The sequence below is a fragment of the Micromonospora sp. RV43 genome, from assembly GCF_001029515.1.
GTDB lineage: Bacteria > Actinomycetota > Actinomycetes > Mycobacteriales > Micromonosporaceae > Micromonospora > Micromonospora aurantiaca.
Window position 1 is genome coordinate 1 of record NZ_LEKG01000011.1, and the last position, 26,085, is coordinate 26,085.

Here is a 26,085-nt window from a genome sequence, read left to right on the forward strand (position 1 = left end):
CTGGCTGGCCGGGGCGGGCAGCGTCACCGCCTCCCGGGCCGCCGACACGCCCCGCCGCCCGGCCAGCCAGTGCCCGCCCAGCCCGGCCACCGCCGCAGCGCCGGTGAGCAGCCCGGCGCCGCGCAGGAACCGCCGCCGCGACTCCGCGTCATCGTCGTGCCGTACCGGCTCCCAGCCGCCCGGGGTCTTCTCCTCCCCCGCAAGCGCGGCGACCGCCGGAGGCGGCGTCGACGGCGGCCGGTCCGCCGCGTCGGCCCGGTCGCGCCCGGCCTGCTCCCGGCGTGCCGGGCCGGCGCCCAGCGGTCCGGCCACGAACGCCCAGAGCGTCAGCGCGCCGAGTCCGCCGCCGACCAGGGAGGGCAGCGCGTCGAACGCGTTCGCGCCGGCCCGGGTCAGCGCGGCCGCGACACCGAGCACGGCGAACGCGGCGACGCCGGCCAGGCCGACCACCAGCCGCCGGGCCGCCGCCAGGCCGAGCAGCGCCCCGAAGGCGGCCAGCAGCAGCGCCGTCCCGACCAGCAGGGCGATCTTGTCGTACGTGCCGAAGACGTCGATGGCGAACTGCTTGACCGGCTCGGGCACCAGGTCGACGACGAGTCCGCCGACGGCGACGAGCGGCGCGGACCGGGGACCGGTCAGGACCGCCACGGGCTCGGCGGTACCGAGTGCCACCACGGCGGCGACGACACCGGCCAGTGCCGCGCGGCGGCGGGAGAGGGTGCTCACGGCGTCCAGTCTGGTCGACCCGCCGGCCCGGCTGCCAATGTCGTCAGCGTTCCGTAAGGGCATACGCGTCAGGGCACACCACCGGGTCGGCGGTGTGCCCTGACGTCGGGCCGTGCGGTCGGGTCAGAAGCCCGGGCCGTGCTGGTGGCCGTGACCGTGCGAGTGGCCGTGCCCACCGGCGGCCGGCTCCGGCTCGGCCGGCTTCTCCACCACGAGGCTCTCGGTGGTGAGCAGCAGGCCCGCGATCGAGGCGGCGTTGCTGACCGCGTTGCGGGTCACCTTCACCGGGTCGATGATGCCGGACTTGGCCAGGTCGACGTACTCGCCGGTGGCGGCGTCGAGGCCGTGACCCCAGTCCTGGGCGACGACCTTCTGCACCACCACGTAGCCGTCGTGGCCGGCGTTCTGGGCGATCCAGCGCAGCGGCTCGACGAGCGCCTTGCGCACGATCGAGACGCCGACCTTCTCGTCACCGGTGAAGCCCAGGTCATCGTCGAGCGCCGGCAGGATCTGGGCCAGGGCGGCACCGCCACCCGGGACCGTGCCCTCCTCGACCGCGGCCTTGGTCGCGGCGATGGCGTCCTCGATGCGGTGCTTGCGCTCCTTCATCTCGACCTCGGTGGCCGCGCCGACCTTGATCACGGCGATGCCGCCGGAGAGCTTCGCCAGCCGCTCGGCCAGCTTCTCCCGGTCCCACTCGGAGTCGGAGGCCTCGATCTCCTTGCGGATCTGCGCGACCCGGTCGGCGACCTCGGAGGCCTGCCCGCCACCGTCGACGACTGTGGTGTTCTCCTTGTCGACCACGACGCGACGGGCGGTGCCGAGCACCTCCAGGCCGACCTGGTCGAGCTTGTAGCCCAGCTCCGGGGCGACCAGCTCGGCGCCGGTCAGGATCGCCATGTCCTGGAGCATCGCCTTGCGGCGGTCGCCGAAGCCGGGGGCCTTGACGGCGCAGACCTTGACGGTCTTGCGCAGCGCGTTGACCACGAGCGTGGACAGGGCCTGGCCCTCGACGTCCTCGGCGACGATGAGCAGCGGCTTGTTGTTCTGGAGAACCTTCTCCAGCAGCGGCAGCAGCTCCTCGATCGCCGAGATCTTCTGGGTGGTGATCAGGATGTACGGGTCCTCCAGGACCGCCTCCTGCGCCTCCAGGTCGGTGACGAAGTTCGGCGAGATGAAGCCCTTGTCGAACTGGAGACCCTCGGTCACCTCCAGCTCGGTGGTGAGCGCGGAGCCCTCCTCGACGGTGATGACGCCGTCGCGGCCCACCTTCTCCATCGCCTCGGCGATCAGGTCGCCGATGGCGGCGTCCTGCGCGGAGACGGTCGCGACGTGCGCGATCGACTCCTTGCCGGCGACCTCGACGGCCTTGCCGAGCAGCGCCTCGGAGACCTTGGCGGCCGCCGCGTCGATGCCTCGCTTCAGGCCGGTCGGGTTGGTGCCGGCGGCCACGTTGCGCAGGCCCTCGCGGACCATGGCCTGGGCCAGCACGGTGGCGGTGGTGGTCCCGTCGCCGGCGACGTCGTTGGTCTTGGTCGCCACCTCCTTGACCAGCTGCGCGCCGAGGTTCTCGTACGGGTTGGTGAGCTCGATCTCCTTGGCGATGGTCACGCCGTCGTTGGTGATCGTGGGCGCACCGAACTTCTTGTCCAGGACGACGTTGCGCCCGCGCGGGCCGAGGGTGACCTTCACCGCGTCCGCGAGGGCGTTGACACCGTGCTCGAGCAGGTGCCGGGCGTCGTCCGAGAAGCTGAGGATCTTCGCCATCAGTATCCCTTCGAAGCGACGTCGCCCCGGCCCGGCGAGCCGGACCGGGGCAACGACACTGATCGGTTGCTTACTTCTCGATGACCGCGAGGACGTCGCGGGCGGAGAGCACCAGGTACTCCTCGCCGGCGTACTTGACCTCGGTGCCGCCGTACTTCGAGTAGAGGACGGTGTCGCCGACCTTCACGTCGATCGGCACGCGGTTGCCCTTGTCGTCGATCCGGCCCGGGCCGACAGCGAGGACGGTGCCCTCCTGCGGCTTCTCCTTGGCGGTGTCGGGGATCACGATGCCCGAGGCGGTGGTGGTCTCGGCCTCGTTCGCCTGGACCACGATGCGGTCCTCGAGCGGCTTGATCGCAACCTTGGTCGCGGTAGTCACGGGCATACCCTCCCGGGTACTTGGTGTCGTTGCCGGCCGGCATGCCGACCAGCGTCAATCTGCCACATGCCACCGGGCGGGGCCGTCGTCGCGGGTGCCGGTCCGCCTGGCGCTCAACCCCCGGGCACGAGGCTCGGGCGTTGGCACCCTCAGGGTGAGAGTGCTAATCGCAGGTTATTCCTCGGCTAGCACTCCGTCAAGGAGAGTGCCAACGCGTCGCCCTCCGTGTCGCGCCGGAACCGGGCCGGGAGAATGAGCGCGTGGATCTCGACCAGCTCACCGCGCTGCGTACCCCCGAGGGGTCGGCCGCGCTCGCCGCGGCCGAACGGGTGGCCGGCGGCGACCCGCTGGCGGCGGCGGCCGCGCTGCGTTCGGCCGGGATTCCCGGCGGGCTCGCGGCGGCCGCACTCACCCAGGCGGAGCTGCGCCGCCGGGCCGCCGGCAAGTTCGGCGCGGCGGCGGCCGGGATGTTCCTCACCCGGGCCGGGCTGGAGCAGGCCACCCGCCGCGCGGTCGCCGACCGGCGCGCCGCGCGGCTGCGGGCCACGGGTGTGACCACGCTGGCCGACCTGGGGTGCGGGCTGGGGGCCGACGCGCTCGCCGCGGCCCGCGCCGGCATCCGGGTGTACGCGGTGGAGGCCGACCCGGTGACCGCCGCGATGGCCGCCGCGAACGCCGAGGCGGCCGGGCTGGCCGACCTGGTGACTGTCGAGCGCGGTGACGCCACGGCGTTCGACGCGACAGGGGTCGACGCCGTGTTCTGCGATCCGGCGCGGCGGCGGGCCGGCACCGGGCGGCGTGTGTTCGACCCGAACGCCTACTCGCCGCCGTGGGACTTCGTCACCGGCCTGGCCGCGCGCGTGCCGCGCACAGTGGTGAAGGTGGCGCCCGGGCTGGACCACGCGCTGATCCCGGCCGGCGCCGAGGCGGAGTGGGTGAGCGTGGACGGCGACCTGGTCGAGGCCGCGCTCTGGTGCGGCGAGCTGGCCGAGGTCCCACGCCGCGCCACCCTGCTGCGCGAGAAGGAAGGGCCCCTTCTTAACGCCTCCGGTAGCAAAAGGGGCCCTTCCTATCACCTCACCGGGACCGGTGCGCAGGAGGCGCCGGTGGGACCGGTGCGGCGGTTCCTCTACGACCCGGACCCGGCGGTGGTGCGCGCGCACCTGGTCGCCGAGCTGGCCGCCGACCTCGACGCCACGCTCGCCGACCCGTCGATCGCCTACCTGTACGCCGACGAGGCCCGGCCCACGCCGTTCGCCCGCTGCCTGGAGATCACCGACGTGCTGCCGTTCTCGCTGAAGCGGCTGCGCGCCCTGCTGCGGGAGCGGCGCGTCGGCCGGGTCGAGATCCGTAAGCGCGGCTCGGCGCTGGAGCCGGAGAAGCTGCGCCGCGACCTGCGGCTGTCCGGCGACGAGGCGGCCGGTCTGGCGCTGACCCGGGTGGCCGGCGACCCCACTGTGCTCGTCTGCCGGCCGGTTCCGCCCGGCGGTTGACCCCGGCTCACGTTTCCGGCTCGCGGTGTCGCGGCGCGCGGGTTAGCTTGAGCCCGTGGCGGGCCCTGGCACTCCGGCGATCGCGTTGCTGAGCAAGCGGAAGATCGCCCACAGCACCCACACCTACGACGTCTCGCCGGACGCGCCGAACTACGGCGCGCTCGTGGCGACCGCGCTCGGCGTGGCGCCGGAGCGCGTGTTCAAGTCGCTCGTCACCGAGGTCGACGGCGGGCTGACGGTGGCGGTGGTGCCGGTGACCGGCGAGCTGGACCTGAAGGCGCTCGCCGCCGCGGCCGGCGGCAAGCGGGCGACGATGGCGGAGCGCACGACGGCGGAGCGCGCGACCGGATACGTCCGCGGCGGCATCAGCCCGCTCGGGCAGCGCAAGCGGCTACCGACTGTCATCGACGCCTCCGCGCTGACGCACCCGACGGTGTACGTCTCGGCGGGTCGCCGGGGGTTGCAGGTGCAGCTCGCGCCGACGGATCTGGTGGCGCTCACCGGGGCGACGACGGCGTCGATCGCCACTGCCTGAGCGGCTCGTGACGGTACGTATGGGAGCGTTTCCGGAACGCGCTCTCCCGGCGGTGTCCCGCGGGTGACAACCGCGTTGCTGAATTGTTACCGCCGCCAACAAACTTCTGACCTCGGCAGTCTTGCGGCGCATGGGAAGCGGGGAATACGTTGCCGGGCACAACAAAACATCACCACTCCCCCACCTCCGAAAGGACCCTGCACATGCGCAAGGGCTTCCTCACCTTCGCGGCCGTCGGTCTTCTCGCGACCGGCAGCATGGCCGCCTGCGGTGACAACGGCGGTTCTTCCGACGAGGCCGGCGGCTCCAACGCCAAGAAGCCGAAGATCGGCGTGATCCTGCCGGACAGCAAGTCCTCCGCCCGCTGGGAGGGCGCGGACCGCAAGTACCTCAAGGCGGCGTTCGACGCGGCCGGCGTCGAGTCCGACATCCAGAACGCGCAGAACGACAAGACCGCGTTCCAGACCATCGCCGACCAGATGATCACCAACGGCGTCAACGTCCTGATGATCGTCAACCTGGACTCCGGCACCGGCAAAGCCGTGCTCGACAAGGCCAAGTCGCAGGGCGTCGCGACCATCGACTACGACCGGCTGACCCTGGGCGGCTCCGCCCAGTACTACGTCAGCTTCGACAACGAGGCGGTCGGCAAGCTCCAGGGCGAGGGCCTGAGCAAGTGCCTGACCGACAAGGGCGTCAAGAACCCGTCGATCGCGTACCTCAACGGCTCGCCGACCGACAACAACGCCACCCTGTTCAAGAACGGGTACGACTCGGTGCTCAAGCCGAAGTTCGACTCGAAGGAGTACACCAAGGTCGCCGACGACTCGGTGCCGGCCTGGGACAACGCGCAGGCCGCCACGATCTTCGAGCAGCAGCTGACCAAGGCCGGCGGCAAGATCGACGGCGTGCTCGCCGCCAACGACGGTCTCGGCAACGCGGCCATCTCGGTGCTGAAGAAGAACAAGCTCAACGGCAAGGTTCCGGTGACCGGTCAGGACGCCACCAAGGAGGGCCTGCAGAACATCCTCGCCGGTGACCAGTGCATGACTGTCTACAAGGCGGTCAAGAAGGAGGCGGACGCCGCCGCCGAGCTGGCCATCGCGCTCGCCAAGGGTGAGCCGAAGGACACCGGCCAGACGGTCAAGGACCCGGAGGGCGGCCGGGACGTGCCGTCGGTGCTGCTGGAGCCCAAGGCCATCTACAAGGACAACGTCAAGGACGTGGTGGCCGACGGATACGTCACCAAGGAAGAGCTCTGCACCGGTGCCTTCGCGAAGCTCTGCACCGACGCCGGCGTGAGCTGACCCACCCGCCTCAGGCGGCGCCGCCCGGCACGGGGTTTCCCGTGCCGGGCGGCGCCCGCGCCGGACGGGATCCGAGACCTCCCTCCGCCCAAAGGAGAACCCCGTGTCCGCAACCCCCCTGCTGGAGCTACGCGGGATCGACAAGAGCTTCGGTCCCGTCCAGGTGCTGCGTGACGTCGCCTTCGCCGCGCACGCCGGCGAGGTGACCGCGCTGGTCGGCGACAACGGCGCCGGCAAGTCGACCCTGGTGAAGTGCATCAGTGGCATCCACCCCACCGATGCCGGCGAGTTCGTCTTCGACGGCCGCCCGGTGACCATCAACAGCCCTCGGGACGCCGCCGCGCTCGGGATCGAGGTCGTCTACCAGGACCTCGCGCTCTGCGACAACCTCGACATCGTGCAGAACATGTTCCTCGGCCGGGAGAAGCGCAGCGGCATCGTGCTCGACGAGCCGACCATGGAGCAGATGGCCGCCGAGACGCTCGCCGGCCTGAGCGTGCGCACCGTGAAGTCGCTGCGCCAGCACGTGGCCAGCCTCTCCGGCGGCCAGCGGCAGACCGTGGCCATCGCCAAGGCCGTGCTCTGGAACAGCCGGCTCGTCATCCTGGACGAGCCGACCGCCGCACTCGGCGTCGCGCAGACCGCCCAGGTGCTGGAGCTGGTCCGCCGGCTGGCCGACAACGGCCTGGCCGTGGTGCTCATCTCGCACAACATGAACGACGTCTTCGCCGTCTCCGACCGGATCGCCGCGCTCTACCTCGGCCAGATGGTCGCCCAGGTGAAGACCACCGACATCACCCACTCGCAGGTGGTCGAGCTGATCACCGCCGGCCGCTCCGGCAGCCTCGGCCTCACCGGCGAGCCGGGCGGCAACGGCGCCGCGCCCGCCGACACCACTCCAGGAGCCGTCCGATGACCGCCATCGTCGTGAAGAAGGAAGGCCCGGCCGGCGTCACCCCGACACCGACCGTCGGCAGCCACGTGAACAACTACTGGCGCCGGGTACGCGGCGGCGACATCGGTGCGCTCCCCGCTGTGGTCATGCTCGTGACGCTGGCGGTGGGCTTCTCGATCGCCCGCCCGTCGTTCTTCACCGCCGGCAACCTGGCGAACCTGTTCACCCAGGGCGCGGCGGTCACGCTCATCGCGATGGGTCTGGTCTTCGTCCTGCTGCTCGGCGAGATCGACCTCTCCGCCGGCTTCGCCAGCGGCGTCTGCGCCGCGATCCTGGCCAACGTGGTGACAGTGCTCGGCTACCCCTGGTACGTGGCGGTGCTCTCCGCCGTCGTCACCGGTGTGGTGATCGGCACCGTGCTGGGCCTGCTGGTCGCCAAGGTCGGCATCCCCTCCTTCGTGGTCACGCTCGCCGGGTTCCTGGCCTTTCAGGGCGTGGTGCTGACGCTCATGGACGAGGGCGCCAACATCGCGGTCCGGGACGACGTGCTCGTCGCGATCGCCAACCGCAACCTCTCGCCCGTGCTGGGCTGGTCGCTCGCAGCCGTCGCCGTCGTCGGGTACGCGGCCGTGCAGTTGCTGCGGCACCGCAACCGTGCCGCCCGCGGCCTGCTCACCGACCCGATCGCGGTGGTCGCCGCGCGGATCGCCGGTCTGGCCGTGATCCTCGGCGTGGCGGTCTACGTGCTCAACCTGGAGCGCAGCCGCAACGTGCTCGTCGTCTCGCTCAAGGGCGTGCCGATCGTGGTGCCGATCATCGCGATCCTGCTCGTCGTCTGGACGTTCGTGCTCCAGCGCACCAGCTACGGGCGGCACATCTACGCGGTCGGCGGCAACGCCGAGGCGGCCCGCCGGGCCGGCATCAACGTCGACCGGATCCGCATCTCCGTGTTCATCATCTGCTCCTCGATGGCCGCGATCGGCGGCATCGTGGCCGCCAGCCGGGCCAACTCGGTCGACCCCAACACCGGGGGCAGTAACGTACTGCTCTACGCCGTGGGCGCGGCGGTGATCGGCGGCACCAGCCTCTTCGGCGGCAAGGGCCGGATCCTCGACGCCGTGCTCGGTGGCGCAGTGGTGGCGGTCATCGACAACGGTATGGGACTGATGGGATACAGCTCGGGCGTCAAGTTCGTGGTCACCGGCGTGGTGCTGCTCGCCGCGGCGACCATCGACGCGCTGTCGCGTCGGCGGGCCGCCGCCACCGGCACGCGCTGACCCGGGGTACGGGAACACCATGGCAGTGGCAATGCGCGCGGGCCCCAGTCAGGACGAGATCCGTCGGCAGAACCTGGGCGCATTGCTCCGCTATGTACACGTCCACGGCGCCACCACGCGGGCCGAGCTGACCACAGCGCTCGGCCTCAACCGCAGCACCATCGGCGCGCTGACCGCGGACCTGGCCGGCGCCGGTCTGGTCAGCGAGGGGACGCCGAAGGAGACCGGCCGGGCCGGACGACCGTCACTCGTCGTCCGGCCCGAGTCGGGGCGGGTCTACGCGTACGCGTACAGCGTCGAGGTGGACCGGCTGCGGGCCGCGCGGGTCGGGCTCGGCGGTGAGGTGCTCGACCGCCGGGAGATGGACCGGCCGCGCAACCTGGTCGCCGGGGAGGCCGCCCCGCTGCTCGCCGGCGCGGTCAAGGAGATGCACCAGTCGGTGCCGCCGGATGCGATCTGCGTCGGCGCCGGGGTGGCCGTGTGCGGCATGGTCCGCCGGGAGGACGGGCTGGTCCGGCTCAGCCCCACCACCGGCTGGGTGGACGAGCCGATCGGTGCGGCGCTCGCCGTCGAGCTGGGGATAGACGTACCGATCACGGTGGGCAACGTGGCCGACGTGGCCGCGTACGCCGAGCACGCCCGCGGCGCGGCGGTCGGCTGCGACAACGTCATCTACATCTACGGCGACGTCGGCGTGGGCGCGGGCATCATCGCCGGGGGCCGGCGGCTGAGAGGGCACGGCGGCTACGGCGGCGAGGTCGGCCACATGGTGGTGGTCCGCGACGGGGTGCGCTGCGACTGCGGCCGGCGCGGCTGCTGGGAGACCGAGATCGGCGAGCACGGGCTGCTGCGCGCCGCCGGCCGGTCCGAGGCGCGTGGCCGGGACGCCCTGCTCGCCGTCTTCGACGCCGCCGACCGCGGCGACGCCCGCGCCCAGACCGCGGTACGGCAGGCCGGCGACTGGCTCGGCTTCGGCGTCGCGAACCTGGTGAACATCTTCAACCCGGAGATGGTCATCTTCGGCGGCACGATGCGTGACCTCTACCTGGCCTCCGCGGCGCAGGTACGCAGCCGGCTCAACTCCAACGGGCTGCCCGCGTGCCTGGAGCACGTACGGCTGCGTACCCCGAAGCTCGGTGGCGACGCGGCCCTGATCGGCGCCGCCGAGCTGGCGTTCGAACGACTCCTCGCCGACCCGCTGAACTGATCGGCCCGCCGATCCGTACCAGTGTGCGGACGGGCGGCCGGCTTGCGCGGCCGTCCACGACCCCGCGTACCGGTCCGGACCGAGGAGGCACCGCAACCATGGCATCGCTGGAATCCGCACGCCGCAAGCTGGCGCACCGGGTGGTACTGCTGCTCGCCGCGCTGGGCGCGGGGATCGGCGTCATTCCCGGGACGGCACAGGCCGCACCCAACCCCGGCGTGCAGATGAACGCCGCCGACATGACGCTGCTCAACGGCGTACGGCTGGCCGGGCTGTGGGAGATGCCGGCCGGGCAGATGGCGGCCGAGAAGGGCCAGTCCGCCCGGGTACGCGAGGTCGGCGCGGAGATCGCCAAGCAGCACGCGGAGCTGGACCAGCTGGTGGTCGAGGCCGCGAACAAGCTGGGCGCCACCCTGCCGACGGATCCGACGGCCGAGCAGAAGGGGTGGCTGACCGAGATGCAGAACGCCACCGGCGCCCGGTTCGACCAGATCTTCGTCACCCGGCTGCGGGTCGCCCACGGCAAGATCTTCCCGGTGATCGGCGCGGTCCGGGCCAGCACCCGCGACCCGATCGTGCGCAAGCTGGCCGAGGACGCCAACACGTTCGTCAACGACCACATGACCATGCTGGAGAGCACCGGGCTGGTGCGCTGGCAGCAGTTGCCGCCGGCCGCGCTGCCGCCCGCGCAGAGCGACTCGCTCGTCGCCGCCGCCCAGGCCAACGTGGGCAGCGGCGGTGGACTCCAGGTGGGCACCGGTGTGGTGTGGGCGGTGTTCCTGATCGCGCTCGGCACCGGCGGGTACGCGACCTGGCGGCTGACCCGCCGCACGTGACCCCGGCCGTCGAGCGGGCCCCGGCACGTGTGCCGGGGCCCGTCGCGCGTTCTCAGCCGTGCCAGGAGCGCCACAGCGCGGCGTACGAGCCACCGGCCGCGACCAGATCGTCGTGTGATCCCAGCTCGGTGATCCGCCCGTCGGCGACCACCGCCACGCGGTCCGCGTCGTGCGCGGAGAAGAGCCGGTGCGCGATGGCGACGACGGTACGGCCGTGCAGCACCGCTGCCAGCGACCGTTCCAGTGCCCGGGCCGCCCGCGGGTCGATCAGCGAGGTGGCCTCGTCCAGCACCAGCGTGTGCGGGTCGGCGAGCACCAGCCGGGCCAGCGCGAGCTGCTGCGCCTGCGCGGGGGTGAGCGGGTGGCCGCCCGCCCCGACCGCCGTGTCGAGCCCGTCCGGCAGGGCCAGCGCCCAGTCCAGCGCGTCGACCGCGGCCAGCGCCGCGCGTACCCGAGCCGGGTCGGCGTCCGGCCGGACCATCGCCACGTTGTCGGCGAGCGTCCCGATGAACACGTGGTGCTCCTGACTGACGAGCGCGACATGGGTACGCAGCTCGGCCAGGGGCATTCCGGCGAGCGGCCGGCCGTCCACTGTCACAGTGCCGGCGCTCGGCGCGTGCACGCCCGCCAGCAGCCGGCCCAGCGTCGACTTGCCCGCCCCGGACGGGCCGACCATCGCGAGCCGCTCCCCCGGCCGGGGTTCCAGCGTCACGCCGTGCAGCACGTCGTGACCCGGGCGGTACGCGTACCGGACGTCGTGCGCGGCGAGCCGGCCCGCGCCGCCCGCACTGCCCGGAGCGGCGGCGCGCTCGTCCGGCGTGGCGAATGCCTTGGCGCGCTCGTCCGGTTCGGCGGCCACCCCGAGCAGCCGGGCCAGCGAGGCGCCTCCGACCTGGAACTCGTCCAGCCAGCCGAGCAGCCGCTCGATCGGGTCGGTGAGCTGCTGGGCGTAGAGCGTGGCGGCGGTGACCTGGCCGAGGCTGGCCCAGCCCTTCAGGTGGAACCAGCCGCCGATGAGCAGGGTCGCCACCATCGGCACCAGGTAGCCGAACTCGGCCACCGGCCAGAACACTGTCCGCAGATAGAGCGTGTAGCGCTCGGCCGCGTACGACCGGCTGATGTCCGCGTCGCCGCGGGCCCGGCGACGGGCCGCCTGCCGCAGCGCCTCGGTGGTCCGCGCCCCCTCGACCGTCTCGCTGATCCCGTCGGTGATGTCCGAGTAGGCGGCGTTCTCCCGCAGGTAGCCCTGCGGCGCGCGGCGCAGGTACCAGCGGGTGCCGGCCCACAGCACCGGCACCGCCAGCAGGCTGGGCAGCGCCAGCAGCGGGCCGGTCAGCACCAGCGCGCCCAGGATCAGCAGCACGGTCAGCGCGGCGATGAGCGTCTCCGGCCCGGCGAACCGGACCGTGCGGGACAGCGCGGCGACGTCCCGCGAGGTGCGGGTGAGCAGATCGCCGGTGCCGGCCCGCTCCACAGTGGCGAGCGGCAGCGCGAGCACCCGGTCGACGAACTCCTCCCGCAGCTCCGCGAGCACCCGCTCACCGAGCCGGGCCGAGGCCAGGTGCGCGAAGCGGACCAGCACCGCCTGCACCACCACGAACGCGGCGATGGCCGCCACGACCCGGTCCACAGTCGTCGCGGCGATGCCCTGGGAGATCCCCTCCACCAGGTCACCGAGCAGGCGCGGGGCGACGAGCCCGGCGCCGGCGGCGAGCGCGTGCAGGCCGAGCGCGACGGCCAGGCCACGCGGGTGACGGCGGATCAGCTCGCGCACGTACCGGCGGACCTGGGCGATGTCGGCGACGGGCAGCGCGTTGCTCATCGGTCCTCCTCCCGGCTCACCGTGGCGGCGTAGCGCGGCTCGCCGGCGAGCAGTTCCTCGTGCCGGCCCTCGGCGACGACCTTGCCGTCCTCGACGAAGACCACGTGGTCGGCGTGACCGAGCACCAGCGGGCTCGTGGTGCAGACGAGCGTGGTGCGGCCGCGGCGGGCCGGGCCGAGCCGTTCGGCGATGCGCGCCTCGGTGTGCGCGTCCACCGCGCTGGTCGGCTCGACCAGGATCAACGTCTCCGGGTCGGCGACGAGCGCGCGGGCCAGCCGCAGCCGTTGCCGCTGCCCGCCGGAGAACTCCCGGCCGCGTTCGGCGACCTCGCCGTCCAGGCCGCCGGGCAGCGCCTCGACGATGTCGGTGGCACTCGCCGCGGCCAGCGCCGCCGCCACGGCGCCGGGTTCGGCCCGGTCGTGCGGGTCAAGCTCCGTGCGCAGCACGCCGCTGAACAGCTGCGCGTCGTTGTCGGCCACCAGGATCCGCTCCCGCACCGTCGCCAGCGCCACGTCCCGCAGCGGTACGCCGTGCAGCGTGACGTCCCCGTCGGTGTACCGGCCGAGCCGGTCGGCGATCTCGGTGGCGTCCTGCGGGGTGGCGGCGGCCAGCGCGGTCAGCCGGCCCGGTCGCAGCACCAGTCCGGAACGTACGTCCGCCAGCTCGCCCGGCCCGGCCGGCACCGGCACCGGGGTGGCCGGGTCGGTGAACTCCGGCGCGAGCCGCAGCAACCGGACGACCCGGCGGGCCGCGACGTGTCCCCGGGTCAGCTTGTCGGCCGCCTCGGTGAGGTTGCGCAGTGGGCTGACCAGGAACGCGGTGTAGCCGTAGAACGAGACCAGCTCGCCGGCGCTGATCTCGCCGCGCAGCGCGAACCGGGCGCCCAGCCAGGTCACCAGCACCACGAAGACGCCGGGCAGCAGGATCTGCGCCGCCTGCAACAGCGACTCGACCCGCGCCACCCGCAGCCCGTCCGCGCGCAACGCCTGCGAGCGTTGCCGGTAGCGCTCGGACAGCACCGGCTCGCCGCCGACTCCGCGCAGCACGCGCAGGCCCGAGACGATGTCCGCGGCCCGGGCGGTGAGCCGGCCGGTCGAGTCCCGGTACGCGGCCTGCTGCCGGTGCAGCGGGCGGATCAGCAACGCCACGAGCGCCATCAGCAGCGGCACCCCGAGCACCACCACGAGGCCGAGCGGCTGGGAGGCGCTGAGCAGGATCACCGCCACGGTGACGATGCCGACCACCGAGCCGGCGCCCCGGGCGGTGATGTCGATGGCGCTGCCGATGTGCTCGATGTCGGCGGTGCCGATACTCACCACCTCGCCCGCCGCGACCCGCCGGGGCAGCGCCGCGCCGAGGCGGTTCGTGGCGTCCACCGTGACCTGCACGGTGCGGTAGGCGGCGCCGAGCCAGTTGTGCACCGCGCAGCGGTGGCGCAGGATCCCGGCGACGGCCTGCACCAGACCCAGCCCGAGCAGGGCCAGACTCCAGCGCACCAGCGCGTCCGGGTCGCGCTGGGCCAGGCCGGCTTCCACGGCGCGGCCGAGCACGGCCGGCACCAGCGCCTGGGCCAGCATCCAGATCACGCCGAGCGCGAGCCCGGCGCCGAAGATGACGGGATGTCGCCCGGCGAGCCACACGAGATATCGGGTGGCCGACCGCGCGTCGGGGGTGCCGGGATCGCCGGCCGGTGAGAAGCGCATGGCGCACCGACGCTAGGTGCCGGGGCGACCCGCGCGCCAACCAATTCCGGCGGTCGTGACGACCCTCGCGTCAGCGGTCGACCTGCGTGAAGTCCCAGCTGTGCGGCGGGCGGGCGATCAGGCGCGCCGGCGGCTCGGGCAGCTCCCGAGGGCTGTTCCGCCACTTGGAGACGACCACCAGCCGGTGGTCGGTGGAGGAGAACACCTCGCTGGAGACGTGCATCGGGTCGTGCTCGAACTCGGGCAGCGCGGTCTCGCAGACCCAGGTGATCAGGTCGGCGAAGCCGTACGGCTCGGCCTTGGCCTCCCACATGCGGACGATCATGTCGGTCCCCTCCCCGCTCACACGCTGACCACTGTCAGCGGCATCGCCGAGTCGGCCGGCAGGTCCAGCCGGCTCGGCGCGACGCCCGCGGCGACCAGGTGGGAGCCGAGCGCGGCCACCATCGCGCCGTTGTCCGTGCAGAGCTTCGGCCGGGGCGTACGCACCCGGATGCCGTGCCTGCCGGCCCGTTGCTCGGCCATCGCCCGCAGCCGGGAGTTGGCCGCCACTCCGCCGCCGATGACCAGCGTGTCGATGCCGCTGCTGCGGCAGGCGTCGATCGCCTTGCCGACGAGCACGTCGCAGACCGCCTCCTGGAAGGATGCCGCCACGTCGGCGACCGGCACCGGCTCACCGGCCCGCTGCCGCGCCTCCACCCAGCGGGCGACAGCCGTCTTCAGGCCGGAGAAGGAGAAGTCGTACCGGTGTCCGACCAGGTCCTTCGCCGCGGTCAGCCCGCGCGGGAAGGCGATCGACGCCGGGTCACCGGCGCGCGCCTCGCGGTCGATGTACGGCCCGCCGGGGAACGGCAGCCCGAGCAGCCGGGCCACCTTGTCGAACGCCTCGCCGGCGGCGTCGTCGATGGTGGCGCCGAGCGGGACCACGTCGCGGGCCAGATCGTCGACGCGCAGCAGCGACGAGTGCCCGCCGGAGACCAGCAGCGCGATCGCGGGCTCGGGCAGCGGGCCGTGTTCGAGCGTGTCCACCGCCACATGTGCGGCGAGGTGGTTCACGCCGTACACCGGCTTCTCCGCCGCGACCGCGTACCCCTTGGCGGCGGCGACCCCGACGAGCAGCGCGCCGGCCAGGCCCGGCCCGGAGGTCACGGCGATGGCGTCGATGTCGGCGAGGGTGACGCCGGCTTCGCGCAGCGCCCGGTCCATGGTCGGCACGATGGCCTCCAGGTGGGCGCGGCTGGCCACCTCGGGCACCACGCCGCCGAACCGGGCGTGCTCCTCGACGCTGGAGGCGAGCGCGTCGGCGAGCAGCGTGTGCCCGCGCACGATGCCCACGCCGGTCTCGTCGCAGGAGGTCTCGATGCCGAGGATCAGGGGTTCGTCAGCCATGCGCGTCAGTCCTCGTTGCGCTGCATGACCAGCGCGTCGGTGTTGCTCGGTTGGTAGTAGCCGCGCCGCACGCCGATCGGCTCGAACCCGTAGGTGGCGTAGAGCCGTTGCGCGGGCGCGTTGTCCGCGGCGACCTCCAGCAGCGTGCTGCGGGCGCCGCGCCGGGCCGCCTCGGCGAGCAGCGCCTCCAGCAGCAGCCGGCCGATCCCCCGGCGGTGGGCGTCCCGGCGGACCGCGACGTTCTGCACCCACGCCTCGTCGGGCGGGGACACGGCCAGCCCGGCGTAGCCGAGGACGGCGCCGTCGTCGTCGGTGGCGACCAGGTAGAAGTGCCCGTTGGCGAGTTCGTTCCAGAACATCGCCGCCGACCACTGCTCGGCGCCGAAGAGGTCCGCCTCGATGGGCAGCACCTCGTCGATGTGCCACCAGCGGAACCGGCCCAGCCTCATGGCAGGACCGGCTTGTGGCCGGTGGCCGCGACCGCGTCCGGGCGACGCAGGTAGAGCGGGGTGAGCGTCTCGCCGGGCGCGCCCGCGCGGATCCGCGGCGCGGCGAGACGGGCCAGCGCCAGCGGGTCCGGGTAGCGCGGCTCGTCGCGTACCGGCAGCCCCAGCACGTCCGCGTACCGGTGCGCGCCGTCGCCGACCGCGACGGTGACCGCAAGGTCGCGCGCCCGCTCGGCGACCACCGCCGGGGCGGCCACCTCCGGCCCGGCCAGGCGCCGGCCGGCGCCGTCGTAGACGGCCCAGTAGATCTCCCGGCGCCGCGCGTCGCTCGCCGCCAGCACCGGCTCGCCGGCGGCCGCCGGGTGGCCGAGCCCGTCCAGCGAGCAGACGCCGTACGTGGGTACGCCGAGCACCTGACCCATGGTGGCGGCGGTGACCAGCCCGACGCGCAGCCCGGTGAACGGGCCCGGGCCGAGGCCGGCGACGATAGCGGCCAGGTCGGCGGGCCGTGCACCGACGTCCGCCAGCACGGCGTCGACCTGCGGCGCGAGCAGCTCGCCGTGGGCGCGGGCGTCGACGGTGCACCGGGACGCGCGGACCGCGACGCCGTCCGCCGAGACCTCGGCAAGGGCCGCGGTCACCGCGGGCGTCGAGGAGTCCACCACGAGTACCAGCACGGTAAGCCAGCCTAGCCGTCCGCTCCGTCCGCCCCGTCCGCCCCCGGCACGCCCTCGGCACGCTCCCGGCACGCTCCCGGCACGCCCTCGCCGCTCGCCCGGTCACGATGCGTAGCGCCCGGATCAGAGAGAAGAGGTGAGAGCCTTATGCCTCTGGGTCATAAATATGACTCAGGGGCATAAGGCCAAGAAGAGGACTGCCATTCTCCGGAGATGACGGAGAGTCGCCTCGTTCGAGAAATCGCCCGGACCTTGCGGCGTGAACGCGAGCAGGCAGGGCTCACCCAGCAGGCTCTGGCCGCCCGGTCCGGGCTCAGTCAGGCCGCCATCGCCCGGATCGAACGCGGCGACCGGCTGCCGAGCCTGACCGCCGCGGAACGCCTGCTCGCCGCGCTCGGCCGGCAACTGCGGATCGAGGTCGAGCCGCTGGACAGCCACCTGGACGCCGCGCTGGACGAGATGGCCGGGACGGTGCTTGCCGAGCGGATCGAAGTCCTCCGGCTGGACCGGATCATGGACGCCCTGGGCGACCTGCCGTACGTGCTGTCGGGCGGCATGGCGGCGCTGCTGCAGGGCGCGCCGCTGCCGGTGGACGCGGTCGAGATTGCGGTGCGCTGGCGGGACTCGCCGCAGTTCAGCGCGCTCCTCGATCGGATCTACGCGCAGCGCTGGGACGCTCGATGGCAGGTGTGGGGCGGCATCCACACGGAGCCCGAAGAGCCGGGCGAGCACCGCTGGCTGACCCGCTACGGCGAGCTGCGGGCCCGGATGTGCGAGGAACTGCCCGAGCCCATCGAGGTCCGCCTCGGTGAACGTACGTACCCGGTCGAGCCGCTGGTCGAGGTGGAGGTGACCGACCGGCGCACGGCCGAGCTGCTGTCCCGGTACCGCCGGCGCCTCGCCGCGGCGGGCGAGGCGCCGGGCGGGTCAGCCGGCTGAGCGCTCCCAGTCGACGGTGGGCAGCCCCGCGTCGGCCAGCGCCTTGTTCGCGGCGCTGAACGGGCGGCTGCCGAGAAAGCCGCGCGGGTTCATCGGGCTCGGGTGCCCGGCCTCCAGCACCACGTGCTGCGGGTTGGTCACCAGCGCCGCCTTCTTGCGCGCGTAGCCGCCCCAGAGCAGGAAGACCACGCGCTGGTCGAGCGCGTCGAGCGCCCGGATGGTGGCGTCGGTGAACTCCTCCCAGCCCTTGTTGGCGTGCGAGCCGGGCGTGGCCTGCCGGACCGTCAGCACCGAGTTGAGCAGCAGGACGCCCTGCGCGGCCCAGCCGTCGAGGTTGCCGCTGCGCGGCTTCGGCACACCCAGGTCCTCGCCCAGCTCCTTGAAGACGTTGCGCAGCGACGGCGGCACCGCCACCCCCTCGCGCACGCTGAAGCTCAACCCGTGCGCCTGGCCCGCCTTGTGGTACGGGTCCTGCCCGAGGATCAGCACCCGGGTGTCGGCCGGCCCGCACAGCCGGTAGGCGGAGAAGAGGTCCTCCAGCGGCGGGAAGACCGTGGCGGTCGCGTACTCCCGGGCGACGAACTCGGCCAGCGCCGCGGTGCGGGCCGGATCCAGGTGGGGGGTGAGCACGGCACGCCAGGCCTCCGGCAGCAGCGCCGGCAGGTCCAGGGTGGGGGCGTCGGGCATCGGCAACCTCTCCTCGTCGGTCGCCATCTTCTTACCAGCCGCGACCGACACTCCCGGGCGGCGGCAGGGCCGGGTACTGGACGGGAAAAGTTACCGGAGCGTAACCTACTGGCAAGTTACTTACGCCACACCGCCACTGCTAGCTTGCATCCACCACCATCGATGCTCGCTAGGAGTGCCCGTGAGCAGGAGAAACACCCGTCCCCGCACGCCCTCCGCCGCCCTCTCCCCCCGTCGCGCGATCGGCCTCCGGATGCTGGCCGTCGCCGCGGCGGCAGCCACCTACCTGGCCGGATCCGGCGCAGCCGCAGCCGCAGCCGCAGCCGCCGACGGCACCACGCCGGTGGTCTCCCGCGGCGTGACGATCCCCGCCTTCTACCACCCGCCCGCCGACCTGCCCGCCACCAACGGCACGCTGATCCGTACCGAGCCGCTGCCGCTCGGGCTCAGCATCCCCGGGCTCGACGGCCGCCCGATGCCCGGCACCGCCACCCGCCTGATGTACCGGTCCACCGACTCCAACGGCCGGGCCGTCGGCGTGACCGGCGCCTACATCGAACCGTCGGCGGCGTGGCGGGGCGCCGGCCCGCGCCCGCTGGTCGCCGTCGCCTCCGGCACGATGGGGCAGGGCGACCAGTGCGCGCCCTCGTTCGCCCTGCAACACCCGCTCACCCTCACCGGCGACACCCTGTCCGTCGGCTACGAGGCCCTGGCGATCTACCGCCTCCTCGCCACCGGCGCCGCGGTCGTCGTCACCGACTACGTCGGGCTGGGCGCGACCGACCGGCTGCACACGTACGTCAACCGCCTCGACGAGGGACGTGCCCTGCTCGACGCGGCCCGCGCCGCCCGCACCGTGCCGGGCGCGTCGGTCACCGACCGGTCCCGCGTCGGTCTGTACGGCTACAGCCAGGGTGGCGGCGCCAGCGCCGCAGCCGCCGAACTCCAGCCCACCTACGCGCCCGACGTGCCGCTGGCCGGCACCTACGTCGGCGCGCCGCCGGCCGACCTGACCGCCGTCATCGGCGGCATCGACGGCAGCGCGCTGGCCGGGGCGCTGGGCTGGTCGCTCAACGGCTTCGCCCAGTCCGACCCGGCGGTGCGGGACGTCATCGAGGCGAACGTCAACGACGCCGGCCGGGCGGCGCTCACCGACACCTCGACCATGTGCGTCGGTGACGCCATCCTCCGGTACGCGTTCACCAAGAGCAGCAGGTGGATCACCGGCGGCCGGTCCCTCACCGCTGTCATCGCCGCCTCGCCCGAGGCAGCCGCCGTCCTCGACCGGCAGCGCATCGGCACGCTCAAGCCCGCCGGGCCGGTACGCGTGGCGACCGGCGTCCAGGACGACATCGTGCCCCACCGGCAGGCCCGTCAACTGGCGGTCGACTGGTGCCGCAAGGGCGCCAACGTGACCTACCAGGCCGTCAGCCTGCCCAACCTCGGTGACAAGCTCCTCACCAACCACTTGGCGCCGCTCATCACCGACCAGGGCGACGCGGTGGCCTGGCTGACCGACCGGCTCGCCGGGCGCACCGCCTACTCCAACTGCTGGACGATGCCCCTTCAGCCCTAGGACAGTTCGGCGACCCGGGCGGCCCAGTCGCCGCCGACCGGCTCCAGCGTGACCGCCCGGGTGTCGTCGTCGCGGCGGTCGATGCGTACCCGCAGGTGCGCGTCGACCAGCTGCTCGACCATCCCCTCGCCCCACTCCACCACGGTGACCGCCTCGTCCACCGAGGCGTCCAGGTCGAGGTCGTCGATCTCCGCGCGCGGGTCGGCGGCCTCACCCAGGCGGTACGCGTCGGCGTGCACGAGCGTCACCCGGCCGCCCCGCGCCGGGTCGGGCCGGTGCACCCGGGCGATGACGAAGGTGGGCGAGGTGATGTCCCCGCGTACGCCGAGGCCGGCGCCGATGCCCTGGGTCAGCGCGGTCTTGCCGGCGCCGAGCGGGCCACTGAGCAGCAGCAGGTCACCGGCCCGCAGCACCCCGGCCAGCCGCCGCCCGAACTCGTGGGTGTCGTCGACCGTCTTCAGCTCCACGACCACTGTCATAGCGAGTCCAGGAACCTCTCCAGCGCCACGTTCACCTCGTCGGCGTGCTCCAGCATCACCACGTGCCCACTGTCGTTGATCTTCACGAACTCGGCGTGCGGCAGCCGCCGGACGATCTCCTCGGAGTGCGTCACCGGCGTGATCATGTCCTTGTCGCCCACGATCACCAGCACCGGCGTGCCGGCCAGCGCCGCAAGCGCCGGGAACCGGGAGTGGGTGGCGATCGTGCGTAGGTAGCGGGTGACCGTGTCGGCCGAGGTGCGCGAGTTCATCATCTCGACGTACGACACCAGGGCCGGGCTCGGCTTCGACGTGCCGAAGCCGTACTTGCGGGTGAGCAGCCAGGCCACGTTCGACGTCGACCGGCGCGCCCGGTCGATCACGGTCCCGCCGTACCGGGTGGCGTTGCTCATCATGTAGAGCACCGGCGAGCCGACGCGGCCGAGCAGCGCGGGCGCCACCAGCTTGGTCTCCGCCGCGAGGCCGCCCGAGGTGGCCATCAGCACGGTGCCGACCACGCGGTCACCGAACATCTCCGGGTACAGCTCGGCCAGCGCCATGATCGTCATGCCGCCCATCGAATGCCCGACCAGCACCAGCGGGCCGTCCGGGGCCACCTCGTCGAGCACCCGGCGCAGCGTGTGGCCCAGCGCGGTCAGGTCGTACTCGCCGCTCTCCAGCCGGCCGGAACGGCCGTGCCCCGGCTGGTCGTACGCGACCACCCGGTAGTCGCCGCGCTCGGCGAGCCGCTTGCGCTGGAAGTGGAACGTGCCCATGTCCAGGCAGAACCCGTGCACCAGCACCACAGTCGGGTGCCCTGCGACAGGGCGGGTCGGCTCGACCACCTCGACGTGGATGTCGGTGCCGTCCGGCATCTCCAGCCGGTGCGCCTCGTCGTAACGCTGCTCACCGAAGACCTCGTCGGCGTACCGGTCGGTGGGGTCGTTCTTGAGCCGGCGGACCAGCACCCGCTCGCTGACCACGCCCGCCGCGAGCCCGGCGGCGGCAACGCCGACGGCGGCGCCGACCAGCCCGGCCACCTTGCCGGCGGCGGTACGCGGTCGCGGCAACCGGACACTCATGCGTGCTCGCCGTCGTAGACGCGGGGCACGCGCACACCGCCGAAGCGGGTCACGATCTCGTAGTTGATGGTGCCGACCGCCTCGGCCCAGTCGTCGGCGGTGGGCTCGCCGTCCGCGCCGCTGCCGAACAGCGTCGCCACGTCGCCGTCGGTCACCTCGTCGTCGCCGCAGTCGACCACGAACTGGTCCATGCAGACCCGCCCGGAGATGGTCCGGCGCTTGCCGGCGAGCTGCACCGGGCCGGTGTTGGAGGCGTGCCGCGGCACTCCGTCGGCGTAGCCGAGCGGCACCACCGCGAGGTTGGCCTCCTGCTCGGTGAGGTAGGTGTGGCCGTAGGAGACGCCGGTGCCGGCCGCCACCCGTTTGGTGAGCATCACCCGGGCGCGGGCGGTCATGGCGGGACGCAGACCGAACTGCTCGCCCGCGACCGGCGACAGGCCGTAGACGGCGATGCCGGGCCGGACCAGGTCGAAGTGGGTGTCCGGCCGGGTCAGCGTGGCGGCCGAGTTGGCCAGGTGCCGGTAGCGCGGACGCAGACCGGCACGCGTCACCATCTCCAGCCCCTCCTGGAACACGGCGAGCTGGCGGTCGGTGGTGGGGTGACCGGGCGAGTCCGCGTACACGAAGTGGCTCCACACGCCGACCACCTCGACCAGACCGTCGGCCTGGGCCTTCGCGGCGGCCTCCAGCAGCGCCGGCCAGTCGGCGACCGTGGCGCCACCCCGGGCCAGCCCGGTGTCGATCTTGAGGTGCAGCCGGGCCGGGCGGTCCGCCCGGCGGCTCGCCTGGATCATCTCGTCGAGCTGGGTGAGGCCGGCGCAGCCGAGGTCGACGCCGACGGTGATCCCGTCGTGCAGCGGCAGCCCGGGGCTGAGCAGCCAGGCCAGCACCGGCGCGGTGATGCCCTCCTCGCGCAGCCGCAGCGCCTCGTCCAGCGTGCAGACGCCGAGCTGGTCCGCCCCGGCGTCGAGCGCCGCGCGGGCGGCCGGCACCATGCCGTGGCCGTACCCGTCGCCCTTGACCACCGCCATCAGCTCGGCGCTGGTGCCGGCCTTGAGCCGGGTCACGTTCTCCCGGATCGCGTCCAGGTCGACGCGCACCTCCGACTGCCACATGTCCTCAGCCTACTTCCGTCAGTGATCATCAGCGCCGTGAGCCGAGCGGGCGGTGCCCGCCGCCACCGGGCGCCGCCGCCCGGATCAGCCCAGCCGGGCCAGTACCGGACGCAACGCCGCGGCCACGTCGGGCGCGGTCACCGGACCGCCGCGCGCCGCCTCCCGCCCGGCCAGCCCGTGCAGGTACGCCGCCGCGGCGGCCGCCCGTTCCGGGGTCAGCCCGGCGGCGAGCAGCGAACCGAGCAGCCCGGCCAGCACGTCGCCGGTGCCACCGGTGGCGAGCACCGGGGTGCCGGTCGGGTTCACGTACGCGCGGCCGTCGGGCGTGCCGATGACCGTGCGGTCGCCCTTGAGCAGCACCACCGCGTTCATCCAGGCGGCCAGCCGCAGCGCGGCGGCGACCCGGTCGTCCCCCGGCATCTCGCCGCAGAGCCGGGCGTACTCCCGGTCGTGCGGCGTCACCACGATCGGCGCGTCCCGGCCGCGCAGCCGGTCGGCCAGCTTGCCGTCGACGAGCAGCGTCAGCGCGTCCGCGTCGAGCACCACCGGCACCGGCGCGGCGAGCACCGCGCGCAGCTCGGCGGCGGAGTCCTCGCCGGTGCCGAGCCCGGAGCCGCAGACCCACGCCTGCACCCGGCCGGCGTCGGCGACCCGGCCGGTGGCGATCACCGACGGATGCTGGTGCAGCACCTCGCCCTCGGCGCTCCCGGCGTAGCGGACCAGGCCGGTGGGACCGGCGAGCGCTCCGGCGACCGAGAGCACGGCGGCGCCGGGGTAGGTGGCCGACCCGGTGGCGACGCCTACTACGCCCCTGGCGTACTTCTCCGACGACGCGCCCAGCGCCGGCCACCAGTCGACCACGTCCGTCTGCTCGATCACCTGGAGCGCAGGCGTGCCGCGCAGCCACGGCGTCAGCCCGATGTCGACCAGCTCGACCTCGCCGGCCAGCTCGGCGGCCGGCCCGACGACCAGTGCGGGCTTGAGCGCGCCGAAGGCGACTGTCACGTCGGCGCGGACCGCCCGGGGCCGCCCGACGTCGGTGAGCGGGACGTGGCCGGTGTCGACAGCGACGCCGCTCGGCACGTCGACCGCGACCACGGTGGCGCGCGTGCCGCCGCGCCCGCGCTGCCCGGTCAGGCTCGCGGCCAGCTGCTCGGCCGTCTCGCGGAGCCCTCCGGTGCCACCGATGCCCACGATGCCGTCGAGCACCAGGTCGACCACAGCGGGCGGCCGGTCGGCCACACGGCCGCCGGCGGCGCGCAGGGCGGCCAGGCCCTCGGCGTGTGCCCGGCCCGGCGTGAGGAGCAGCGCTGTCACCGCCACGCCCCGGCGGGCCAGATGCGCGCCCGCGAACAGGGCGTCGCCGCCGTTGTCGCCGGACCCGGCGAGCACCAGCACCCGGGCGCCGTAGACACCGCCCCGGTCGGCGAGTAGCAACGCGCAGCGGCGGGCCAGCCCGGCCGCCGCCCGCTGCATCAGCGCACCGGGCGGGAGGGTGGCCATCAGGCCCGCCTCCGCCGCGCGAACGTCCGCGACCCGCCACACCTGTCTCATGCCACCCCGCCCCGCTCGTCGCGCCGGCTCAGCATCCGCTCGCGGCTCCCCCGATCACGGCCTCACCCTACCGGCGGTACGCGCCCGGGACCGGCTGGCGAACAAGCCCTGTGGATAACCCGGACCGTTGTCCACAGGGGTCGGCAGCCACTGCCGGGTGCCGCCTAGCGTCCCGGTGTCCGGAGCCGGCCGGTGGCGCCGGGCGAGGGAGGGCACGTGGTGGAGAAACCGTTCGACGTCGACCCGGAGCTGCTGCGATCGGTGGCGCGCGAGCTGGCCGACGACGCGTACCGGCTGGGCCGCGGGCCGGGCGCGGCACCGGAGTCGTTGCTGGTGGCGGCACCGGACGGCTGGCGATCCGCGGTGGCGCTGACCGAACTGGAGTCGGCCGTGCGGCGCTGGTCCGGCGCGCTCGGCGCCCGGGTGGCCGACACCGCTCAGGCGTTGCGCCGCGGCGCGGACGGCTACGAGGCGGTCGACGAACGCGCCGCCCGCCGCCTCACCGGGGTGCTCCGGTGAACGACGGTCCGGCCGACGCCGTGGACGTGCCGGTCGGCTACGCGCAGCTCTGGCGGGCCGATCCGGGCGCCTGGTCCACCGCCGGGGCGGCGTGGCGGGGCCTCACCACGCCGGTACGGCAGCGCGCCGACGCGTTGGCCGCCCGGATCGGCACGCTCCGCCCCGGGTGGTCGGGTGCGGCCTCGACTGCCGCGCAGCGGCGCATCGGGGATCTGCGCACCGATCTCACCGACGTGCTGCCCGCACTGGTCGAGGTCGACCAGGTGCTCGCCGAGTTCGGCGCCCGGCTGGGCGCGGCGAAGGCCCGGCTCGGCGCCGAGGTGGCCCGCGCCGAGTCCGGTGGCCTGCTCGTCGACCGCACCGGCGCGGTCCGGCCCGACCCGGCACGGCCGCTGGGGCAGACCGCGCCGGCGGTGGTCGACGCGCGGGCCGGGATCCGGGGCGCGCTGACGCTCGCCGGCGCCGCCGACCGGGAGGCGGCCGGCCGGCTGGCGGAGCTGACCACCGCTGCGGTACGCGGCTGGGTGAGCGTCCCGCCCGCGTGGCGGCCCGGTCCCGGCGCCGGGCCGGCCGAGGTGAGCCGCTGGTGGGCCGGCCTGAGCGCGGCCGAGCGGCGCTGGCTGGTGGGGCGGGAACCGGGCCGGATCGGGCGCCTCGACGGGCTTCCGGCCGCCGTCCGGGACCAGGCGAACCGGCTACTGCTCGGCGACCGGCGGGAGCAGTTGCTCGCGCGCCGGCTCGGGCTGCTGCACCCGCTTCCGGCCGGGCCGTTGGAGGCGTCCCGGCGGGTCCGGCTCGCCGCTGTCGAGGCGGCGCTGCGCGGGCTGGACGGGCTCGGCGAGCGGCTGGCCGCGGGCGGGGCGCCCCGGGCGTACCTGCTGGGGCTCGACCCGGCCGGCGACGGCCGCGCGGTGGTGGCGCTCGGCAACCCGGACCGCGCCGCCTCGGTGCTCACGTACGTCCCGGGCATGACCTCGGATCTCGCCGACGCGCCGGCCGAGCTGGGCCGGGCAGCACGGGTGTTGCAGCGATGCGCGGCGCTCGGGCCGGGCGAGGAGGCGGCGGCTGTGCTCTGGCTGGACTACGACGCGCCCGGCTTCCTCACCGAGGCGGCCGGCACCCGGCAGGCCGAGGACGCCGGCCCGGCGCTGCACCGGTTCCAGGACGGGCTGCGGGCCGCGCACGAAGGGCCACCGGCCCGGCAGACGGTGCTCGGGCACAGCTACGGCTCGCTCGTGGTCGGCACCGCCGCCCGCGACCACGGGTTGGGCGCCGACGCGCTGGTCTTCGTCGGCTCGCCGGGGGTCGGCGTCGACCACGCCGCCGAGCTGCGGATGCCCGCCGGTCAGGTCTGGTCGTCGACCGCGCCGGACGACGTGATCCGGCTGGCCCGCCCACCGGACGAGCTGGCCCGCCGCGCGCTGCTCGCGGGTACGCCGCTCGGTCCGGCGCTCGGCGTGCTCGACCCGCACGGCGAGCGACTCTGGTTCGGCGCCGACCCGAGCGCGCCGGACTTCGGCGGGAGGCGCTTCCCGAGCGCTCCGCACGGCCACACCGGCTACTGGGATCCGGACAACCCGGCGCTGGACGGCATGGCCCGGATCGTGCTGGGCCGATGACCGCCCGCGGCCCTCCGGCGACCGGTGCGCGGCCATCCGGCGGCCGCCCGCGAGGC

24 protein-coding genes and 1 pseudogene are annotated in these 26,085 nt (G+C 74.0%); 11 read left to right on the plus strand and 14 right to left on the minus strand.

The window, feature by feature from the left end; genetic code table 11:
- The 3 genes and pseudogenes from ABD52_RS04615 to groES all read right to left on the minus strand — a co-directional run.
- A pseudogene (locus ABD52_RS04615) lies at positions 1-726 on the minus strand (molybdopterin-binding oxidoreductase); the annotation flags it as partial.
- Between the two features lie 123 nt (positions 727-849).
- The gene (gene groL, locus ABD52_RS04620) at positions 850-2,493 is read right to left on the minus strand and encodes a chaperonin GroEL (RefSeq protein ID WP_013288545.1); all 1,644 of its coding nucleotides are present in this window, start codon (positions 2,491-2,493) and stop codon (positions 850-852) included.
- Between the two features lie 70 nt (positions 2,494-2,563).
- A complete protein-coding gene (gene groES, locus ABD52_RS04625) occupies positions 2,564-2,878 on the minus strand; it encodes a co-chaperone GroES (protein ID WP_018222648.1) in 315 nt (104 codons plus the stop codon).
- 254 nt (positions 2,879-3,132) lie between these two features.
- Here groES and ABD52_RS04630 point away from each other — a divergent pair, with 254 nt between their 5' ends.
- From ABD52_RS04630 to ABD52_RS04660, 7 genes are all read left to right on the plus strand, one after another.
- Positions 3,133-4,365: a methyltransferase domain-containing protein gene (locus ABD52_RS04630; RefSeq protein ID WP_047890890.1), complete on the plus strand. Its 1,233-nt coding sequence runs from the start codon at positions 3,133-3,135 to the stop codon at positions 4,363-4,365.
- 55 nt (positions 4,366-4,420) lie between these two features.
- Entirely contained in the window at positions 4,421-4,900 is a 480-nt protein-coding gene (gene ybaK / locus ABD52_RS04635) for a Cys-tRNA(Pro) deacylase (RefSeq protein WP_013288547.1), read from the plus strand.
- A gap of 203 nt (positions 4,901-5,103) precedes the next feature.
- Positions 5,104-6,207 carry a sugar ABC transporter substrate-binding protein gene (locus tag ABD52_RS04640; protein WP_047890891.1) on the plus strand — a complete coding sequence of 368 codons (1,104 nt, stop codon included), beginning with the start codon at positions 5,104-5,106 and terminating at the stop codon, positions 6,205-6,207.
- Positions 6,208-6,310: 103 nt separating this feature from the next.
- A complete protein-coding gene (locus ABD52_RS04645) occupies positions 6,311-7,123 on the plus strand; it encodes an ATP-binding cassette domain-containing protein (protein WP_013288549.1) in 813 nt (270 codons plus the stop codon).
- Positions 7,120-8,379: a sugar ABC transporter permease gene (locus ABD52_RS04650; protein WP_047890892.1), complete on the plus strand. Its 1,260-nt coding sequence runs from the start codon at positions 7,120-7,122 to the stop codon at positions 8,377-8,379. Before ABD52_RS04645 ends, ABD52_RS04650 begins: the two co-directional genes overlap by 4 nt.
- 31 nt (positions 8,380-8,410) lie before the next feature.
- Entirely contained in the window at positions 8,411-9,586 is a 1,176-nt protein-coding gene (locus ABD52_RS04655) for an ROK family protein (RefSeq protein WP_030269402.1), read from the plus strand.
- Positions 9,587-9,684: 98 nt separating this feature from the next.
- The gene (locus ABD52_RS04660; protein WP_047890893.1) at positions 9,685-10,422 is read left to right on the plus strand and encodes a DUF4142 domain-containing protein; all 738 of its coding nucleotides are present in this window, start codon (positions 9,685-9,687) and stop codon (positions 10,420-10,422) included.
- 52 nt (positions 10,423-10,474) lie between these two features.
- Here the strand turns inward: ABD52_RS04660 and ABD52_RS04665 are convergent, their stop codons facing one another.
- From ABD52_RS04665 to tsaB, 6 genes are all read right to left on the minus strand, one after another.
- Entirely contained in the window at positions 10,475-12,244 is a 1,770-nt protein-coding gene (locus ABD52_RS04665) for an ABC transporter ATP-binding protein (protein ID WP_047890894.1), read from the minus strand.
- Positions 12,241-13,947, minus strand: a complete 1,707-nt coding sequence (locus ABD52_RS04670; protein WP_047890895.1) for an ABC transporter ATP-binding protein — start codon at positions 13,945-13,947, stop codon at positions 12,241-12,243. The genes ABD52_RS04665 and ABD52_RS04670 overlap by 4 nt, the downstream gene beginning before the upstream one ends.
- Before the next feature lie 70 nt (positions 13,948-14,017).
- Complete coding sequence (locus tag ABD52_RS04675) at positions 14,018-14,272, minus strand: hypothetical protein (RefSeq protein WP_013288555.1); 255 nt, start codon at positions 14,270-14,272, stop codon at positions 14,018-14,020.
- 17 nt (positions 14,273-14,289) lie between these two features.
- Positions 14,290-15,336, minus strand: a complete 1,047-nt coding sequence (tsaD, locus tag ABD52_RS04680) for a tRNA (adenosine(37)-N6)-threonylcarbamoyltransferase complex transferase subunit TsaD (RefSeq protein ID WP_047890896.1) — start codon at positions 15,334-15,336, stop codon at positions 14,290-14,292.
- 5 nt (positions 15,337-15,341) lie between these two features.
- Positions 15,342-15,785, minus strand: coding sequence for a ribosomal protein S18-alanine N-acetyltransferase (gene rimI / locus ABD52_RS04685; RefSeq protein ID WP_013288557.1), 444 nt, complete (start codon positions 15,783-15,785; stop codon positions 15,342-15,344).
- Entirely contained in the window at positions 15,782-16,459 is a 678-nt protein-coding gene (gene tsaB, locus ABD52_RS04690) for a tRNA (adenosine(37)-N6)-threonylcarbamoyltransferase complex dimerization subunit type 1 TsaB (protein ID WP_013288558.1), read from the minus strand. The genes rimI and tsaB overlap by 4 nt, the downstream gene beginning before the upstream one ends.
- A gap of 213 nt (positions 16,460-16,672) precedes the next feature.
- Between tsaB and ABD52_RS04695 the strand changes: the two genes are divergently transcribed.
- The gene (locus ABD52_RS04695) at positions 16,673-17,398 is read left to right on the plus strand and encodes a helix-turn-helix domain-containing protein (protein WP_047890897.1); all 726 of its coding nucleotides are present in this window, start codon (positions 16,673-16,675) and stop codon (positions 17,396-17,398) included.
- On the opposite strand, the gene ung is transcribed toward ABD52_RS04695, so the two are convergent.
- Entirely contained in the window at positions 17,387-18,085 is a 699-nt protein-coding gene (ung, locus tag ABD52_RS04700; RefSeq protein ID WP_013288560.1) for a uracil-DNA glycosylase, read from the minus strand. The genes ABD52_RS04695 and ung overlap by 12 nt on opposite strands.
- A 181-nt stretch (positions 18,086-18,266) precedes the next feature.
- Between ung and ABD52_RS04705 the strand changes: the two genes are divergently transcribed.
- Positions 18,267-19,661: a lipase family protein gene (locus ABD52_RS04705; RefSeq protein ID WP_082171210.1), complete on the plus strand. Its 1,395-nt coding sequence runs from the start codon at positions 18,267-18,269 to the stop codon at positions 19,659-19,661.
- Here the strand turns inward: ABD52_RS04705 and tsaE are convergent.
- The 4 genes from tsaE to ABD52_RS04725 form a co-directional block, all read right to left on the minus strand.
- On the minus strand, positions 19,658-20,140 hold the full coding sequence (tsaE, locus tag ABD52_RS04710; RefSeq protein WP_013288562.1) for a tRNA (adenosine(37)-N6)-threonylcarbamoyltransferase complex ATPase subunit type 1 TsaE: 483 nt from the start codon (positions 20,138-20,140) through the stop codon (positions 19,658-19,660). The genes ABD52_RS04705 and tsaE overlap by 4 nt on opposite strands.
- The gene (locus ABD52_RS04715) at positions 20,137-21,222 is read right to left on the minus strand and encodes an alpha/beta fold hydrolase (RefSeq protein ID WP_047890899.1); all 1,086 of its coding nucleotides are present in this window, start codon (positions 21,220-21,222) and stop codon (positions 20,137-20,139) included. The genes tsaE and ABD52_RS04715 overlap by 4 nt, the downstream gene beginning before the upstream one ends.
- A complete protein-coding gene (gene alr, locus ABD52_RS04720; protein ID WP_030269390.1) occupies positions 21,219-22,337 on the minus strand; it encodes an alanine racemase in 1,119 nt (372 codons plus the stop codon). The genes ABD52_RS04715 and alr overlap by 4 nt, the downstream gene beginning before the upstream one ends.
- Positions 22,338-22,421: 84 nt before the next feature.
- Positions 22,422-23,891 carry an NAD(P)H-hydrate dehydratase gene (locus ABD52_RS04725; RefSeq protein ID WP_047890900.1) on the minus strand — a complete coding sequence of 490 codons (1,470 nt, stop codon included), beginning with the start codon at positions 23,889-23,891 and terminating at the stop codon, positions 22,422-22,424.
- Between the two features lie 216 nt (positions 23,892-24,107).
- Between ABD52_RS04725 and ABD52_RS04730 the strand changes: the two genes are divergently transcribed.
- On the plus strand, positions 24,108-24,410 hold the full coding sequence (locus ABD52_RS04730; protein WP_013288566.1) for a type VII secretion target: 303 nt from the start codon (positions 24,108-24,110) through the stop codon (positions 24,408-24,410).
- Positions 24,407-26,029: an alpha/beta hydrolase gene (locus ABD52_RS04735; RefSeq protein WP_047890901.1), complete on the plus strand. Its 1,623-nt coding sequence runs from the start codon at positions 24,407-24,409 to the stop codon at positions 26,027-26,029. Before ABD52_RS04730 ends, ABD52_RS04735 begins: the two co-directional genes overlap by 4 nt.
- Positions 26,030-26,085 lie beyond the last annotated feature (56 nt).